15 protein-coding genes are annotated in these 14,065 nt (G+C 64.3%); 12 read left to right on the top strand and 3 right to left on the bottom strand.

Annotation, left to right across the window (positions count from 1 at the left end):
* The first annotated feature begins 27 nt into the window (after positions 1-27).
* The 7 genes from rpmJ (at position 28) to KUW00_RS17130 (ending at position 3,989) form a co-directional block, all read left to right on the top strand.
* Positions 28-141, top strand: coding sequence for a 50S ribosomal protein L36 (gene rpmJ / locus KUW00_RS17160; protein WP_031384759.1), 114 nt, complete (start codon positions 28-30; stop codon positions 139-141).
* Between the two features lie 122 nt (positions 142-263).
* Entirely contained in the window at positions 264-620 is a 357-nt protein-coding gene (gene rpsM / locus KUW00_RS17155; protein WP_045990841.1) for a 30S ribosomal protein S13, read from the top strand.
* 39 nt (positions 621-659) lie between these two features.
* Entirely contained in the window at positions 660-1,046 is a 387-nt protein-coding gene (gene rpsK, locus KUW00_RS17150; RefSeq protein ID WP_013331014.1) for a 30S ribosomal protein S11, read from the top strand.
* 12 nt (positions 1,047-1,058) lie between these two features.
* Positions 1,059-1,679 (top strand): 30S ribosomal protein S4, encoded by a 621-nt coding sequence (gene rpsD, locus KUW00_RS17145; RefSeq protein ID WP_045990840.1) that lies wholly within the window; start codon positions 1,059-1,061, stop codon positions 1,677-1,679.
* An 80-nt stretch (positions 1,680-1,759) separates the two neighbouring features.
* Positions 1,760-2,758, top strand: a complete 999-nt coding sequence (locus KUW00_RS17140) for a DNA-directed RNA polymerase subunit alpha (RefSeq protein WP_108133880.1) — start codon at positions 1,760-1,762, stop codon at positions 2,756-2,758.
* Between the two features lie 39 nt (positions 2,759-2,797).
* Positions 2,798-3,187 (top strand): 50S ribosomal protein L17, encoded by a 390-nt coding sequence (rplQ, locus tag KUW00_RS17135; protein WP_045990838.1) that lies wholly within the window; start codon positions 2,798-2,800, stop codon positions 3,185-3,187.
* Between the two features lie 226 nt (positions 3,188-3,413).
* The gene (locus KUW00_RS17130) at positions 3,414-3,989 is read left to right on the top strand and encodes a lysozyme inhibitor LprI family protein (RefSeq protein ID WP_222569682.1); all 576 of its coding nucleotides are present in this window, start codon (positions 3,414-3,416) and stop codon (positions 3,987-3,989) included.
* 162 nt (positions 3,990-4,151) lie between these two features.
* Here KUW00_RS17130 and uvrA read toward each other — a convergent pair whose 3' ends face one another.
* Positions 4,152-7,022, bottom strand: coding sequence for an excinuclease ABC subunit UvrA (gene uvrA, locus KUW00_RS17125; RefSeq protein WP_045990837.1), 2,871 nt, complete (start codon positions 7,020-7,022; stop codon positions 4,152-4,154).
* A 184-nt stretch (positions 7,023-7,206) separates the two neighbouring features.
* Between uvrA and KUW00_RS17120 the strand changes: the two genes are divergently transcribed.
* On the top strand, positions 7,207-8,592 hold the full coding sequence (locus KUW00_RS17120; protein ID WP_108133424.1) for an MFS transporter: 1,386 nt from the start codon (positions 7,207-7,209) through the stop codon (positions 8,590-8,592).
* A gap of 294 nt (positions 8,593-8,886) precedes the next feature.
* On the top strand, positions 8,887-9,552 hold the full coding sequence (gene ssb, locus KUW00_RS17115; RefSeq protein ID WP_045990835.1) for a single-stranded DNA-binding protein: 666 nt from the start codon (positions 8,887-8,889) through the stop codon (positions 9,550-9,552).
* Positions 9,553-9,757: 205 nt separating this feature from the next.
* Here the strand turns inward: ssb and nadE are convergent, their stop codons facing one another.
* Positions 9,758-10,588 carry an ammonia-dependent NAD(+) synthetase gene (nadE, locus tag KUW00_RS17110; protein WP_108133425.1) on the bottom strand — a complete coding sequence of 277 codons (831 nt, stop codon included), beginning with the start codon at positions 10,586-10,588 and terminating at the stop codon, positions 9,758-9,760.
* Between the two features lie 26 nt (positions 10,589-10,614).
* Positions 10,615-11,139, bottom strand: coding sequence for a CinA family protein (locus tag KUW00_RS17105; protein ID WP_222569681.1), 525 nt, complete (start codon positions 11,137-11,139; stop codon positions 10,615-10,617).
* 203 nt (positions 11,140-11,342) lie between these two features.
* Here KUW00_RS17105 and KUW00_RS17100 point away from each other — a divergent pair, with 203 nt between their 5' ends.
* The 3 genes from KUW00_RS17100 to KUW00_RS17090 all read left to right on the top strand — a co-directional run bounded on the left by KUW00_RS17100 (position 11,343) and on the right by KUW00_RS17090 (position 14,000).
* Complete coding sequence (locus KUW00_RS17100; protein ID WP_045990832.1) at positions 11,343-12,116, top strand: sulfite exporter TauE/SafE family protein; 774 nt, start codon at positions 11,343-11,345, stop codon at positions 12,114-12,116.
* Between the two features lie 235 nt (positions 12,117-12,351).
* The gene (locus KUW00_RS17095) at positions 12,352-13,248 is read left to right on the top strand and encodes a sugar nucleotide-binding protein (RefSeq protein WP_045990831.1); all 897 of its coding nucleotides are present in this window, start codon (positions 12,352-12,354) and stop codon (positions 13,246-13,248) included.
* Positions 13,245-14,000 (top strand): lysophospholipid acyltransferase family protein, encoded by a 756-nt coding sequence (locus KUW00_RS17090; protein WP_222569680.1) that lies wholly within the window; start codon positions 13,245-13,247, stop codon positions 13,998-14,000. Before KUW00_RS17095 ends, KUW00_RS17090 begins: the two co-directional genes overlap by 4 nt.
* Positions 14,001-14,065 lie beyond the last annotated feature (65 nt).

Raw genomic sequence — 14,065 nt, 5'->3', positions numbered from 1 at the left:
CGCCGCAAGCCGATTTTGGAGAGAACGATGAAAGTTCGAGCTTCCGTGAAGAAAATGTGCCGCAATTGCAAGATCATTCGTCGCAATGGCGCTGTTCGCGTCATCTGCACCGAGCCGCGGCACAAGCAGCGCCAGGGTTAATCCTGGCCTGAATTGAACCGGGTGCTGGCATACCCCTTGCCCTAATGACGGGAAGGGGGTATGCTATTGCGCCTTTTGTAGTTGATTAACCGAGCAAGCCGCTCAAACTTCGGAGTAAGCTGATGGCCCGTATTGCAGGCGTCAATATCCCGGACAACAAGCATGCGGCGATCTCGCTGACCTACATCTTCGGGATTGGCCGTACTCGCGCACAGGAAATCTGTGAAGCGACCGGCATCGCGCCGACCACCAAGATCCAGGATCTGTCATCTGAAGAGATCGACAGCCTGCGTAGTGAAGTCGGCAAGTATACCGTTGAAGGCGACCTTCGTCGTGATGTGACGCTGAACATCAAGCGTCTCATGGACTTGGGTTGCTACCGTGGTCTGCGTCATCGTCGTGGTCTTCCGATGCGCGGTCAGCGCACCAAGACCAACGCGCGTACCCGTAAGGGACCGCGTAAGCCGATCCGCAAATAACACGCACGTTCTGGCGTAAAGACAGGAATTGACATCAACATGGCTAACCCGCGTAGCAACCGTAAAAAGGTTAAAAAGCAGGTAGTGGATGCCGTTGCGCATATCCATGCCTCTTTTAACAACACGATCATTACGATCACAGACCGCCAGGGCAACGCTCTTTCCTGGGCGACAGCCGGTGGTTCGGGTTTTCGTGGTTCTCGCAAGAGCACCCCGTTCGCTGCTCAAGTGGCAAGCGAGCGTGCAGCAACTGCTGCAGCCGAGTATGGTGTGAAAAACGTCGACGTGCTGGTCAAGGGCCCCGGTCCTGGCCGTGAATCCGCCGTGCGTGCACTCAACGCCGCCGGCTTCCGCGTGCAAAGCATCACCGACGCGACGCCCATTCCCCACAATGGCTGCCGTCCGCCGAAGAAACGCCGCGTTTAAGGAGACAGATTCATGGCTCGTTACATTGGACCGAAGTGCAAACTGTCTCGCCGGGAAGGTACCGACCTCTTCCTCAAGAGCGGTGTCACTCCCTTCGAGAAAAAGTGCAAATCCGAACAGATTCCGGGTGTGCACGGCCAGCGCCGTCAGCGTCTTTCCGACTACGGCTTGCAGCTTCGCGAGAAGCAGAAAGTACGTCGCATGTACGGCGTACTCGAAAAGCAGTTCCGCAACTACTACAAGGAAGCCGCCCGCCTGAAGGGTGCGACCGGTGAATTGTTGCTGCAGCTGCTTGAGTCCCGACTGGACAACGTCGTCTACCGCATGGGCTTTGGCGCCACTCGCTCCGAGGCTCGTCAGCTGGTAAGCCACAAGGCGATTGCCGTCAACGGCAAGACCGTCAACGTGGCCTCCTACCAGGTCAAGCCCGGCGACGTGGTATCCGTTCGTGAAAAGGCCAAGCAACAGGCGCGTATCCAGAACGCCCTGAGCATCGCCGCCAACCGTGGCGACGTGGCCTGGATCGAACTCGACGCCAAGAAGATGGAAGGCACCTTCAAGGCCCTGCCTGAGCGCGGTGACCTGACTGCCGACATCAACGAGCAACTGATCGTCGAGCTGTACTCGAAGTAAGCGGTCCGTCCGCGCCGCCCTCCTCCGGGAGGGCGGCGGTTATTACCGAGTATTCGTTTGGCAGCCTGAAAGGTGTTCATATGCAGCGTTCAGTGACAGAGTTTCTCCGTCCTCGCGACATCAAGGTCGAAGAGATCAGCGCACACCACGCAAAGATCGTGCTCGAGCCGTTCGAGCGTGGCTTCGGCCACACGTTGGGCAATGCTCTGCGTCGTATCCTGCTCTCGTCCATGCCCGGCTGCGCCGTGGTGGAGACCGAGATCGCTGGTGTCGACCATGAGTACAGCGCGATCGAGGGTGTCCAGGAAGATGTCATCGAAATCCTCCTGAACCTCAAGGACGTGGCGATCAAGATGCACAGCCGCGACGAGGCGATGCTCTCGCTGAACAAGCAGGGCCCGGCCGTCGTCACCGCTGGTGACATCGCCGTCGATCACGACGTCGAAGTGGTCAACCCCGAGCACGTCATCGCCCACGTCAATGAAGGCGCCGAGCTCAAGATGCAGCTGAAGGTGGCCCGTGGTCGCGGCTATGAGCCTGCGGATGTCCGCAGCGAAGCCGACGACGAGACACGCGCCATCGGCCGTCTGCAGCTGGATGCGACCTTCAGCCCCGTGCGCCGCGTTTCCTACAGCGTCGAAGCCGCCCGCGTCGAACAGCGCACCGACCTCGACAAGCTGATCATCAACCTGGAAACCGACGGCACCCTGGATCCGGAAGAGGCGATCCGTCGCAGCGCGACCATCCTGCAAGAGCAGCTGGCAGCGTTCGTCGACCTGGAAGCCGACAAGGAACAGGAAGTGGTCGAGGAAGAGGATCATATCGATCCCATCCTGCTGCGCCCCGTAGACGATCTCGAGTTGACCGTTCGTAGCGCCAACTGCCTGAAAGCCGAGAATATCTACTACATCGGCGATCTGATTCAGCGCACCGAGGTGGAGCTGTTGAAGACCCCGAACCTCGGCAAGAAGTCCTTGAACGAGATCAAGGACGTGTTGGCTGCTCGTGGTCTGTCCCTTGGCATGCGGCTTGAAAATTGGCCGCCGGCTAGCCTGAAGGACGACAAGGCCACCGCCTAAGCGTCGGCTCGAGTCCCAGTTTGGTAAGGAATCACAACCATGCGTCATCGTAAGAGTGGTCGTCACCTCAATCGTACCAGCTCGCACCGCCAGGCCATGTTTCGCAACATGAGCGTGTCGCTGGTCGAGCACGAAGTGATCAAGACAACCCTTCCCAAGGCCAAGGAGCTGCGTCGTCATATCGAGCCGCTCATCACCCTGGCCAAGGAAGACAGCGTCGCCAACCGGCGTCTGGCCTTCAGCCGTACCCGCTCGAAGGAAGCGGTCGGCAAGCTCTTCAATGAGCTGGGTCCGCGTTACGTCGAGCGTCCGGGCGGTTACGTCCGTATTCTCAAGTGCGGTTTCCGCACCGGCGATAACGCCCCCATGGCCTACGTCGAGCTGGTCGATCGCCCTGTCGTTGAAGAAGAGGCCGTCGGCGAGGAGTAATCCTTTCGACAGCGCTTCGACACGACGCGAAACCGACACCTCCGGGTGTCGGTTTTTTTATGTCTGTCATTTGTCGACGGGACTCTTGGGCATGATGGTCGGAAGCTGGGCCGGCCCGAGAGGGCTGGCATCCAGGGGCAGCGATGACATAAGCGCCAGGGCTGTGTGTCCGCACGGCGTGGCTTCCCCTATGCTGTCAGTCAGGGACAAGGTATCGGGGGAAGGCATGCAAAGGACGTGGCAGAGGCTGTTGTCGATGCTGGTGCTGTCGCCAGTCATCGCCGTGGCGCAGACGCCGGGCGATCCAGAAGAAGCGGGCAAGGAGGCTGCCCAGGCGTCATCATTGGCCGAGGTGGGGGGCAGTGCGGCGCCCACGGTCGCCGCAGCCGAGGTGCGCGACTGCTTTGTACAGATGGGCCAGGGGGCGGTGGGTGACTGCATCGGACTCGCCGCCGACGCCTGCCAGCAGACCCCGGGCGGGGCCACGACCCTGGGCATCGTCGATTGTCTGGCCCAGGAGACCCGGGTCTGGGATGAACTGCTCAACGCCCAGTATCAGGAGCTGCGCGCGTTGATGCGCGAGCAGGACGAGGGGAATCCTGATGTGGGTATCTCCCGGGTGGACGCGCTAAGGGACGTGCAGCGCGCCTGGGTCACCTTTCGCGACGCCGAGTGCGGCTACGCCTATGCCCGCTATCAGGATGGCACCATCCGCAGCGTCGTCGCGGCCGCCTGTCAGCTTGAACAGACCGCCCGGCGGGCGCTTGCCTTGAAGGGCATCCTGCACGAGAGCAGCCTTTAGGTAGGGTGTGGCTGACGCTGCTGTGTCCTCGCGCTTCTGTGTGAAACAAAGAGCGAACCATCAGGAACAGAAAAGGGGAAGGCCTTGGCCTTCCCCTTTCGCTGCTTCTTTCATCGCTGCTTTCGATTGTCGCTGCGGCTACACGCGTTCCACCCGCGGGCCTCAGGCGGTCGCGGTTTCCTTGTCGCCCTTGCGCGAGGTGGGGGCGGCGCGTTTGAGCAGCGGCTTGAGGAAGCGCCCGGTGTGGGAGACCTCCATCTCGGCGAGCTGTTCCGGGGTGCCCTCGGCGATGATGCGTCCACCGCCGGACCCGCCCTCCGGGCCCAGGTCGATCAGCCAGTCGGCGGTCTTGATCACGTCAAGGTTGTGCTCGATGACCACCACGGTGTTGCCGTGGTCGCGCAGCCGGTGGAGGACCGTCAGCAGCTGGCGGATGTCCTCGAAGTGCAGGCCTGTGGTGGGCTCGTCGAGGATGTACAGGGTCTTGCCGGTATCGCGCTTGGCCAGCTCCCGGGCCAGCTTGACCCGCTGGGCCTCGCCGCCGGACAGGGTGGTGGCGCTCTGGCCCAGGCGGATGTAGGTCAGGCCCACGTCGACCAGGGTCTGCAGACGACGGGCGATGGCGGGCACCGGGCTGAAGAACTCCAGCGCCTCCTCCACGGTCATCTCCAGCACCTCATCGATGGTCTTGCCCTTGTAGTGGATATCCAGGGTCTCGCGGTTGTAGCGCTTGCCCTTGCACACGTCGCAGGGCACATAGATGTCCGGCAGGAAGTGCATTTCTACCTTGATCATGCCCTCGCCCTGACACGCCTCGCAGCGCCCGCCCTTGACGTTGAACGAGAAGCGGCCGGGCTTGTAGCCGCGTGAGCGTGCCTCCTGGGTGCCGGCGAACAGTTCACGAATGGGGGTGAAGATGCCGGTGTAGGTCGCCGGGTTGGAGCGCGGCGTGCGGCCGATCGGGCTCTGGTCGATGTCGATGATCTTGTCGAGCTGATCGAGCCCCTCGATGCCGGTGTAGGGCGACGGCGTCAGGGTAGTGGCCTTGTTCAGCTCGCGCGCGGCGATCGGCATCAGGGTCGAGTTGATCAAGGTCGACTTGCCCGAGCCGGACACCCCGGTGACGCACACGAACAGCCCCAGCGGCAGCTCCAGGGTGACGTCCTGGAGATTGTTACCCGAGGCGCCGGTGAGCTTGAGCATCTTTTCCGGGTTGCCGGGGATGCGCCAGGGCGGTACCTCGATGGCGCGGGTACCGGACAGGTACTGACCGGTCAGCGAGGCCGGGTTGGCCATGACCTCCTCCGGGGTGCCCTCGGCGACGATCTCGCCGCCATGGACGCCGGCGCCGGGGCCGATGTCGAGCACGTGGTCGGCGGCACGGATCGCGTCCTCGTCGTGTTCGACCACGATCACCGTGTTACCCAGGTCACGCAGGCGTTCCAGGGTCTGCAGCAGGCGGTCGTTGTCGCGCTGGTGCAGGCCGATGGAGGGCTCGTCGAGGATGTACATCACGCCCACCAGGCCGGCACCGATCTGGCTGGCCAGGCGGATGCGCTGGGCCTCGCCACCGGACAGGGTCTCGGCGCTGCGCTCCAGGTTGAGGTAGTCGAGGCCGACGTTGACTAGGAACTCGAGCCGCGCCGAGATCTCGTTGAGGATCTTCTCGGCGATCTCGCCGCGCCGGCCAGGCAGGCTGAGTTCGCTGAAGTAGCGCTGGGCGTCGCCGATCGGCAGGCGCACCACCTCGGGCAGGGTGGTGTCGTCGACGAACACGTGGCGGGCTTCCTTGCGCAGGCGCGAGCCCTCGCAGGTGCGGCAGGGCTGCACCGCGATATAGCGGGCGAGTTCCTCGCGGACCATGCTCGACTCGGTCTCGCGGTAGCGGCGCTGCATGTTCGGCAGCACGCCCTCGAAGGGGTGCTCGCGGGTGACCTTCTTGCCACGATCATTGACGTAGCTGAAGGCGATGTCGTCCTTGCCGCTGCCGTTGAGGATTACCTCGCGCTCGTGACGGGCCAGATCCTGCCACGGGGTCTCGAGGGTGAAGCGGTAGTGCTCGGCCACCGACTTCAGCTGGTTGAAGTAGTAGACGCTGCGCCGGTCCCAGCCCTTGATCACGCCTTCCGCCAGGGACAGCTCCGGGTGGCTGATCAGTTTTTCCGGGTCGAAGAACTGCTGCACCCCCAGGCCGTCGCAGGTGGGGCAGGCGCCGGCCGGGTTGTTGAACGAGAACATCCGCGGTTCGAGTTCGGCGATGGAGTAGCCGCAGACCGGACAGGCGAAGCGCGCCGAGAACGCCATGTCGTCCTGTTCGCCGTCCATGAAGTGGACCATGGCGGTACCGTCGGCCAGACCCAGGGCGGTCTCGAAGGATTCCGCCAGGCGCTGCTCGAGGCCTTCGCGTACCTTGATGCGGTCCACCACCACGCTGATGTCGTGCTTGCGGTTCTTGTCCAGCGGGCGCACGTCGTCGAGTTCCAGCACCTGGCCGTCGACCATGGCGCGTACAAAGCCCTGGGAGCGCAGCTCTGCCAGCAGCTGCAGGTGCTCGCCCTTGCGACCGCTGACCACCGGGGCCAGCAGCATCAGCTTGCTGCCTTCCGGCAGCGCCATCACCTGGTCGACCATCTGCGAGATGGTCTGGGCCTCGAGGTCCTCGCCGTGTTCCGGGCAGCGCGGGGTGCCGGCACGGGCGAACAGCAGGCGCAGGTAATCGTAGATCTCGGTGATGGTGCCGACGGTGGAGCGCGGGTTGTGGGAGGTGGACTTCTGCTCGATGGAGATCGCCGGCGACAGCCCCTCGATATGGTCCACGTCGGGCTTTTCCATCATCGACAGGAACTGGCGCGCATAGGTGGACAGCGACTCCACGTAGCGGCGCTGCCCCTCGGCGTAGAGGGTATCGAAGGCCAGCGACGACTTGCCGGAGCCAGACAGCCCGGTGACCACGATCAGCTTGTCACGGGGTAGTTCGACGTCGATCTGCTTGAGGTTGTGGGTGCGGGCACCCCTGACCAGAATCTTGTCCATTCCCACCTCGAAGACGCGGCAAAAGGTCGATTATACGTGGCCGGTCGCCCGGCCGGCAAAGCCACCGGTGAAAAGACGCTTGTGAAATGACTCGAGTGTCGGCATTTTCTGGATCGCCCCCAGGCGCTAGAATATGCGGTCCACCTTCGGGGCTCTCTCCCCGCTCTCAAGCCGGAATTCGTTCATGTCCAAGGCCAGACTCTTGTTAGCCTCCGAGCGGCGCGCCATCGTCGGTCTGGCGGGGCTCTACGCCACACGCATGCTCGGGCTGTTCATGGTGTTGCCCGTACTCGCCCTCAACGCCGACCACCTGGTCGGGGCCACCCCTCTGCTGGTGGGGCTGGCGCTCGGCGTCTATGGCCTGACCCAGGCGGTACTGCAGATTCCCTTCGGTCTGCTGTCGGATCGCATCGGGCGCAAGCCGGTGATTGCTGCTGGCTTGGGGCTGTTTCTGATCGGCAGCGTGGTCGCCGCCCAGGCGGACTCCATCGCCATGATGATTGTCGGTCGCAGTCTGCAGGGCAGCGGTGCGGTGGCCGCCGCCATCATGGCGCTTCTGGCCGACCAGACCCGCGAGCAGGTTCGCACCGCCGCCATGGCGACCATCGGTCTGTCGATCGGCGTGGCCTTTGGCGTCGCCATGGTGCTCGGCCCGCTGGTGGCCAGCCACTTTGGCCTGGCCGGGGTGTTCTACTTCACCGCCCTGCTGGCGGCGCTGGGGATGCTGGTGCTGTGGAAGCTGGTGCCGCCGGCGCCGCGCCGGCGCGGCCATCGTGACGTCGGCCTCGACCGCGGGCAGCTCGCCAGCATCCTCGGGCGCATGGACCTGTGGCGCATGGACGCCTCCATCTTCAGCCTGCACCTGATCCTGATGGCGATCTTCACCGCCGTGCCGTTCAAGCTGGTCGATGCCGGCGTCGTCGAAGCCCGCCATGGCCTGGTCTACCTGGTGGTGATGGGACTGTCCTTCGTCGCCATGGTGCCGCTGGTGATCGTGGCCGAGAAGAAGCGCAAGATGAAGCTGATGTGCCTGGGTGCCATCGCTACCATCACCCTGAGTCTGGTCGGGCTGGGCCTCGCCGGTTCGGGCCTGGTAGCCCTGGGCGCCTGGCTGCTGGCCTTCTTTACCGCCTTCAACCTGCTCGAGGCCACCCTGCCGTCGATGATCAGCAAGCTGGCGCCGGCCGGGGCCAAGGGCACGGCCATGGGGGTCTATTCCACCAGCCAGTTCCTGGGGGCCTTCCTCGGGGGCGTGATGGGCGGCTTCCTGGCCCAGCAGTTCGGGCTGTCGGCGGTGTTCCTGGGGGCCGCGCTGCTGGGGCTTGGCTGGTTCGTGCTGATGCTCGGCATGCGCGCGCCGCGCCACCTGTCCAGCGAGGTGGTGGCCCTGGCCGACGAACACGAGAGCGATACCCTGGACAACCTGATGGCGCGCTTTGCCGCCGTCGCCGGGGTCGAGGACGTCCTGGTGGTGCCAGAAGAGCGGCTGGCCTACCTGAAGGTGGATCGCGCCACCCTGGACACCGAGGCGCTGGCGCGGCTGACCCGTTCGTCGACCCAGCGCTCCTAGGTAGCGGTAGATAGTTGCGGTAGATAGTCGCGGCGCCTGGTGTCGGCACCTTGTCGCGACATCAGGTCGCAGCACCACGTCGCAGCACCACGTCGCAGCACCACGTCGCAGCACACTGTCTGCGCTCGAGTGCCGAGGCGTTCTTCACGGCGGCGAATCGTCTCGATCTCGCGTATAGTAGCGACATCCGCTTTTGTGGCGTCGACCGATCGACGCCGACCGATTGTCACCGGGGGCGTGGCAGCTATCCTGCCCGCCGGCCCGGCACCCATTGTCTGCATCAAGGAGTCAACCATGGCCCGTGGCGTCAACAAGGTCATCCTCATCGGCAACCTCGGCCAGGATCCGGAGGTACGCTTTACACCGTCCGGCACCGCCGTGGCCAACCTGAACCTCGCGACCACCGATACCTGGATGGACCGCCAGAGCGGCCAGCGCCAGGAACGCACCGAATGGCACCGGGTGGTGATGTTCAACAAGCTGGCCGAGATTTCCCAGCAGTACCTCAAGAAGGGCTCGAAGCTGTACATCGAAGGTCGCCTGCAGACCCGCAAGTGGCAGGACCAGAACGGCCAGGATCGCTACTCCACCGAGATCGTCGCCAACGACATGCAGATGCTCGATGGTCGCGGTGAAGGCGGCCAGGGTGGCGGCTTCGGCGGCGGCCCTCAGGGCGGCGGCAACTTCGGCGGTGGTCAGCCCCAGCAGGGCGGTGGCAACTTCGGTGGTGGTCAGCCCCAGCAGGGTGGCAACTTCGGTGGTGGCCAGCCCCAGCAGGGTGGCAACTTCGGTGGCGGCCAGCCCCAGCAGGGCGGCAACTTTGGCGGTGGCCAGCAGGGTGGCGCTCAGCAGAACCGTCCGCCCCAACAGGCACCCAACCAGGGCGGTGGTCAGAAGGGCGGCTTTGGCGCACCGGACCCGGGCAACTTCGACGACTTCGACGACGAGATCCCGTTCTAAGCCCCGTTCTAAGCCCCGTTGTGGATGCCATCAAATGGCGTCATTAGCAAACCAAGGAGGCCCTGCATCGGCAGGGCCTTCTTGCGTTCCGGGTCTTCTTTTTTGGTCAGCGCCTTATCAGTGCAGTGCCTCTTCTCGCCCAGTGCCTCTTTCTCTTGCAGCGTCTCTCTTCGGCCAAGGCGCTTCGCCTCAGGTGCCCGGGGTATCAGGGCGTCCTGGGCATGGCACGCTTGTGGGCGGTGCGTCGCCAGGTGGCGATGATGCGCTCGGCGTCCTCGGGGGCGACGCTCTCGCCGGTGAGGAAGCGGTCGATGGCGGCGTAGCTGACGCCGAGGGCTTCCTCGTCACTCAACTGCGGGCGCAGTGACTCCAGGTCCGCCGTTGGTACCTTGTTGACCAGGGTATCCGGGGCGCCCAGTTGTGCAGCCATGTCGCGGACCTGGCCCTTGGTCAGGCCGGCCAGGGGCACCAGGTCGCAGGCGCCGTCACCGTGCTTGGTGTAGAAGCCCATCACTGCCTCGGCGGCCTGGTCGGTGCCGATGACCAGGCCACCTTGAGCGCCGGCCACGGCGTACTGGGCGATCATCCGCTGGCGCGCCTTGATATTGCCCATCACGAAGTCGCGATGGGCCTGGTCGCGAAACTCAAGGCCTGCCTGCTCCAGCGCTTCCAGCATGGCGTCGCTGGCCGGCTTGATATTGACCGTCAGGCACTCGTCCGGCTGGATCGCGTCCAGCGCCTGCCTGGCGTCGTCATCATCCTGCTGCTCGCCATAGGGCAGGCGCATGGCGATGAAGCGTGCTTCGGGCAGTCGCTCCCGCGCCGCCTCGACCGCCCGCTGGGCCAGCAGGCCGGCGCTGGTCGAGTCCACGCCGCCACTGATGCCGAGCACCAGGCAGTGCTGGCCGGTGGTGTGAAGCTGGTCGATCAGAAACGCCTGGCGCCGCTGAATTTCATCCCTGATGTCCGCCCCGGGCTGGACTTCGAGTTCACGCGCGATGATGCGCTGCAACTGGTCGATATCGTCGTGGGTCATCCGTGCCTCCTTGCGGGATTGGGGTGTCAGTCGTGCTCACACCAGTAGGGCGCGAGCTTGCCGTCGCGAATGTCGCGGTGCCAGTCACACACCCGTTTGAGGGCATGATGGGCCGCCGCCAGGCGGACCTCGTTGCGATCCCCGTCGAAATGCTCGGTGGTGGTGATCACGTAGATCTTGTCCTCGTAGCGAAAGCCCCAGCCCAGGCACACCGTGCCCTTGGGCGGTCCATCCTCGGGTTCGCCTGGGCCGGCGATGCCGGTGTTGGCGATCGCCAGCTTGGCGTTGGAGTTGTTCAGGGTGCCCAGCACCATCTCCCGGGTGATCTCCTCGCCGGTCAGGCCGTAGCGCGAGATGGTCTCGAAGGGGATCCCGAGGTAGCGGTTCTTGGCCTCGGGCGAGTAGACGGCCAGTCCGCTGTCGATGACCTGGCCGCTGCCAGGTACGCGGGCCAGTTCCGAGGCGATCAGACCGGCGGTGCAGGACTCCGCGGTGGCCAGCTTGATGTCGTGCTCGGTCAGGTAGTCGACAAGATCTTCCAGCCATTCCATGGCGTGCTCTCCTGCGATGATGAGAGTGGGAAATGCTCGTTTTGGCAAATTCAGCATAGGGGCTGAAGGCCGGGTCTTCCAACCCACTCCTTGCGAGACGGATGCCTCTCCATCTCCACTGATGTCTTATGTTGCTGTGCAGCCAGACAGGCTAAAGTGATAAGCAGACAAATCATTTAGTGGTAATCCAGAGGGAGCGGCGGATGCAGGATCTGTTGTGGTACCAGTACGCGTTGATCGGGCTGATCTTCTGCTGGAGCGGCTTCGTGCGCTCCAGTCTGGGGTTCGGTGGGGCGGTGCTGGCGCTGCCCTTCCTGCTGCTGGTGCTCGATGAGCCACTGGTGTTCCTGCCGCTGGTGGCGGTGCATCTGTTGATCTTCTCGAGCTGGATCGCCTGGCGCGGCCATCGTCAGATCCAGCAGACCGGCAATACCGGCGACAGCAATATCGACTGGCGCTACTTGAAGCGCGCGCTGGCGATCATGATCGTGCCCAAGCTGATCGGCGTGGTTGGCCTCTTGACCCTGCCGGCTGAGCTGATGACGGCGGTGATCTTCGTGATCGTGATCGTCTACGGCGCCAGCTACGCCCTCAATCGCCCCTTTCGTAGCCGCAGCAAGACGGTGGACGTGGTGCTGCTGGCGCTGGGCGGCTACGTCAGCGGAGCATCGCTGATCGGCGCTCCGCTGATCGTCGCGGTATTCGCCTCCCATGTGGCCAAGCACCAGCTGCGCGACACCCTGTTTGTGCTGTGGTTCATCCTGGTGGTGATCAAGATGGTGTCCTTCATCATCGCCGGAGTGGACCTGCAGCTCGAGCATCACCTGTGGCTGTTGCCCTGCGCCATGGTGGGCCATGTACTCGGCGAGCGAGTCCACCAGGCGCTGCTCGGTGCTCGCTCCGAGGTGTTCTTCCGGGTGCTCGGGGTGGTGCTGGTGGCGGTCAGCCTGGTGGGCCTTGCGACCAGCGTCGGCTGATCGCGCCAACCGGCAGCCAGACGTTTCCACCTCGATGGATGGCGAGAGTCTGCTACCTCCAAGAGGGGCGCTGATCGATGAGCAGTTGGTGTAGAATATGGCCCTTTGGTGTCCTCGGGCGTGATGTGCGAGCGGTGGTTCTCGCCGCTATTCTTGTCGCAGCGTCTGGACACCGGCCGTAACGCCAGGGCGTCGTACGAGTCTCGTGCGGCGCTCTCATGGACGAGGAGTCGTCGTGAAGCTGCTGATTCTGGACGCCGGGCATTGTCTGTCCCTGGCCCTGGCGCGGGAAAGCAATCGGCGCGGTGATACCGAGCTGGTGATCGATCCCGCGACCCGCGTGGATCCTGAAGCGCTGCGTACGCTGGCGCCGGACGCGCTGATCATTCCCCCCTTGTCGCGCCCCTTCAGCGTGCCGCCCGCCGCGGTGGTCGAACACGCCGAGGCGGTCGAGGCCTGCATGGAGGCGTGCCGTGACGTCGGCATACCGCTGGTGTGGTGCGTCTGTGACCAGCTCTACGAGGATGGCCACGATTCGCCCATCGACGAGCACGTGATTCCTGCCCCCCGGGACGAGGGGCTGCGCCGGCTGGTGGCGACGGGTGACCGCATCCGTGCCGAGTGCCCTGAGCACCTGATCGTGCGGGTCGGTCCCATGTTCGCCCTGGAGGGTAGCCACGCCTGGCTCGGCGAACTGCTCGATACCCTGATCGATGGCGGCACCGTACCCGCCGAGACCGACGTGACCCTGTGCCCGACGTCCGCTGATGCCGTGGCCATGGCGCTGATCGGCATGCTGCAGCAGCAGTCCTGCGGCGCCAATGCCTGGGGCAGCTACCATCTGGCCGGGGTAGAGCCGGTCAGCGCCTATACCTTCGTGTGCATGGTGCGCACCCAGTTGGGCACGCGTCTGGAAGGCCAGGGCGAAAACATCGCGCTGGGCGAGGTGAAGGCGCTCAGCCACCACCATGATCAGCCGCTGCGCCGGGTACTCAACTGTCGCCGGGTGCTGGAAGTGTTCGGGGTACACCAGAAACCCTGGCGGCTCGAGGTGGGTCGCATGCTCGACACCTGGTGTCGAGCGCGGGAAGACGTGGCCTGCCAGGCGACGAGTCAGGGGAAGGACGCATGAATATGCTGCGCAGCGTGATCTTCTATATTGGCTATTTTGCCGCGATGCTGGTGTGTGGCTTGCTGTTTCTGCCGCCGGCGCCGCTGCTGCCACTGCGCTCGCGCTATCGGCTGCTCAACCTCTACAACCACTTCATCATCGCCTGGTTCAGCCTGGTGTGCGGGGTGCGCTACGAGATGAAGGGGCGTGAAAAACTGCCCGATGGGCCGGTGGTCATCCTGTCCAATCACCAGTGCGAGTGGGAAACCGTCTACCTGCAGTTGCTCAAGCCTCCGGTGTGCACGGTGCTCAAGAAGGAACTGTTGAACTTTCCGATCTTTGGCTGGGGGCTGCGCCTGTTGCACCCCATCGCCCTGGACCGCTCCAAGCCTGCCCGAGCCATGCGCCAGGTACTGAGCCAGGGAGGCCAGCGGCTCAAGGAGGGGTTGTCGGTGCTGATCTTTCCCGAGGGAACCCGGGTAGAGCCAGGCAAGCGTCGCCGCTACAACAAGAGTGGGGCGGTGATCGCCTGTCGCGCCGGGGTGCCGGTGGTGCCGGTGGCCCACAACGCCGGCGAATGCTGGCCGGGGCGTGACTGGATCAAGCGGCCTGGCCGCATCTCGCTGGTGGTGGGCGAGCCCATCGCCACCGAAGGACGCACCCCTGAAGAGGTGCTGGTCGAGACCGAAGCCTGGATCGAGGCGCGCCTGGAAGAGATCTCCAGCGTGCCGAGGCCCGCGCCCGAAGAACTGGCGCGCAGTGTCAGTCGCTGAACGCGATCCGGCCCCACTGGGGCCGGGCTTGGGGCGCTCGGCATCATCGCCGATCGGCGAGAGAA

The sequence above is a fragment of the Halomonas sp. DP5N14-9 genome (assembly GCF_019802175.1).
GTDB classification, from domain to species: Bacteria; Pseudomonadota; Gammaproteobacteria; order Pseudomonadales; family Halomonadaceae; genus Halomonas; species Halomonas litopenaei.
This window is presented reverse-complemented; position numbering and strand designations above follow the sequence as displayed.

Coding starts and splice junctions, on each gene's coding strand:
- KUW00_RS17130 (WP_222569682.1), top strand. CDS start 3,414: ATGCAAAGGACGTGGCAGAGGCTGTTGTCGATGCTGGTGCTGTCGCCA.
- rpsM (WP_045990841.1), top strand. CDS start 264: ATGGCCCGTATTGCAGGCGTCAATATCCCGGACAACAAGCATGCGGCG.
- rpsK (WP_013331014.1), top strand. CDS start 660: ATGGCTAACCCGCGTAGCAACCGTAAAAAGGTTAAAAAGCAGGTAGTG.
- KUW00_RS17105 (WP_222569681.1), bottom strand. CDS start 11,139: ATGGAATGGCTGGAAGATCTTGTCGACTACCTGACCGAGCACGACATC.
- rpmJ (WP_031384759.1), top strand. CDS start 28: ATGAAAGTTCGAGCTTCCGTGAAGAAAATGTGCCGCAATTGCAAGATC.
- rplQ (WP_045990838.1), top strand. CDS start 2,798: ATGCGTCATCGTAAGAGTGGTCGTCACCTCAATCGTACCAGCTCGCAC.
- ssb (WP_045990835.1), top strand. CDS start 8,887: ATGGCCCGTGGCGTCAACAAGGTCATCCTCATCGGCAACCTCGGCCAG.
- KUW00_RS17120 (WP_108133424.1), top strand. CDS start 7,207: ATGTCCAAGGCCAGACTCTTGTTAGCCTCCGAGCGGCGCGCCATCGTC.
- KUW00_RS17090 (WP_222569680.1), top strand. CDS start 13,245: ATGAATATGCTGCGCAGCGTGATCTTCTATATTGGCTATTTTGCCGCG.
- uvrA (WP_045990837.1), bottom strand. CDS start 7,022: ATGGACAAGATTCTGGTCAGGGGTGCCCGCACCCACAACCTCAAGCAG.
- rpsD (WP_045990840.1), top strand. CDS start 1,059: ATGGCTCGTTACATTGGACCGAAGTGCAAACTGTCTCGCCGGGAAGGT.
- KUW00_RS17100 (WP_045990832.1), top strand. CDS start 11,343: ATGCAGGATCTGTTGTGGTACCAGTACGCGTTGATCGGGCTGATCTTC.
- KUW00_RS17140 (WP_108133880.1), top strand. CDS start 1,760: ATGCAGCGTTCAGTGACAGAGTTTCTCCGTCCTCGCGACATCAAGGTC.
- nadE (WP_108133425.1), bottom strand. CDS start 10,588: ATGACCCACGACGATATCGACCAGTTGCAGCGCATCATCGCGCGTGAA.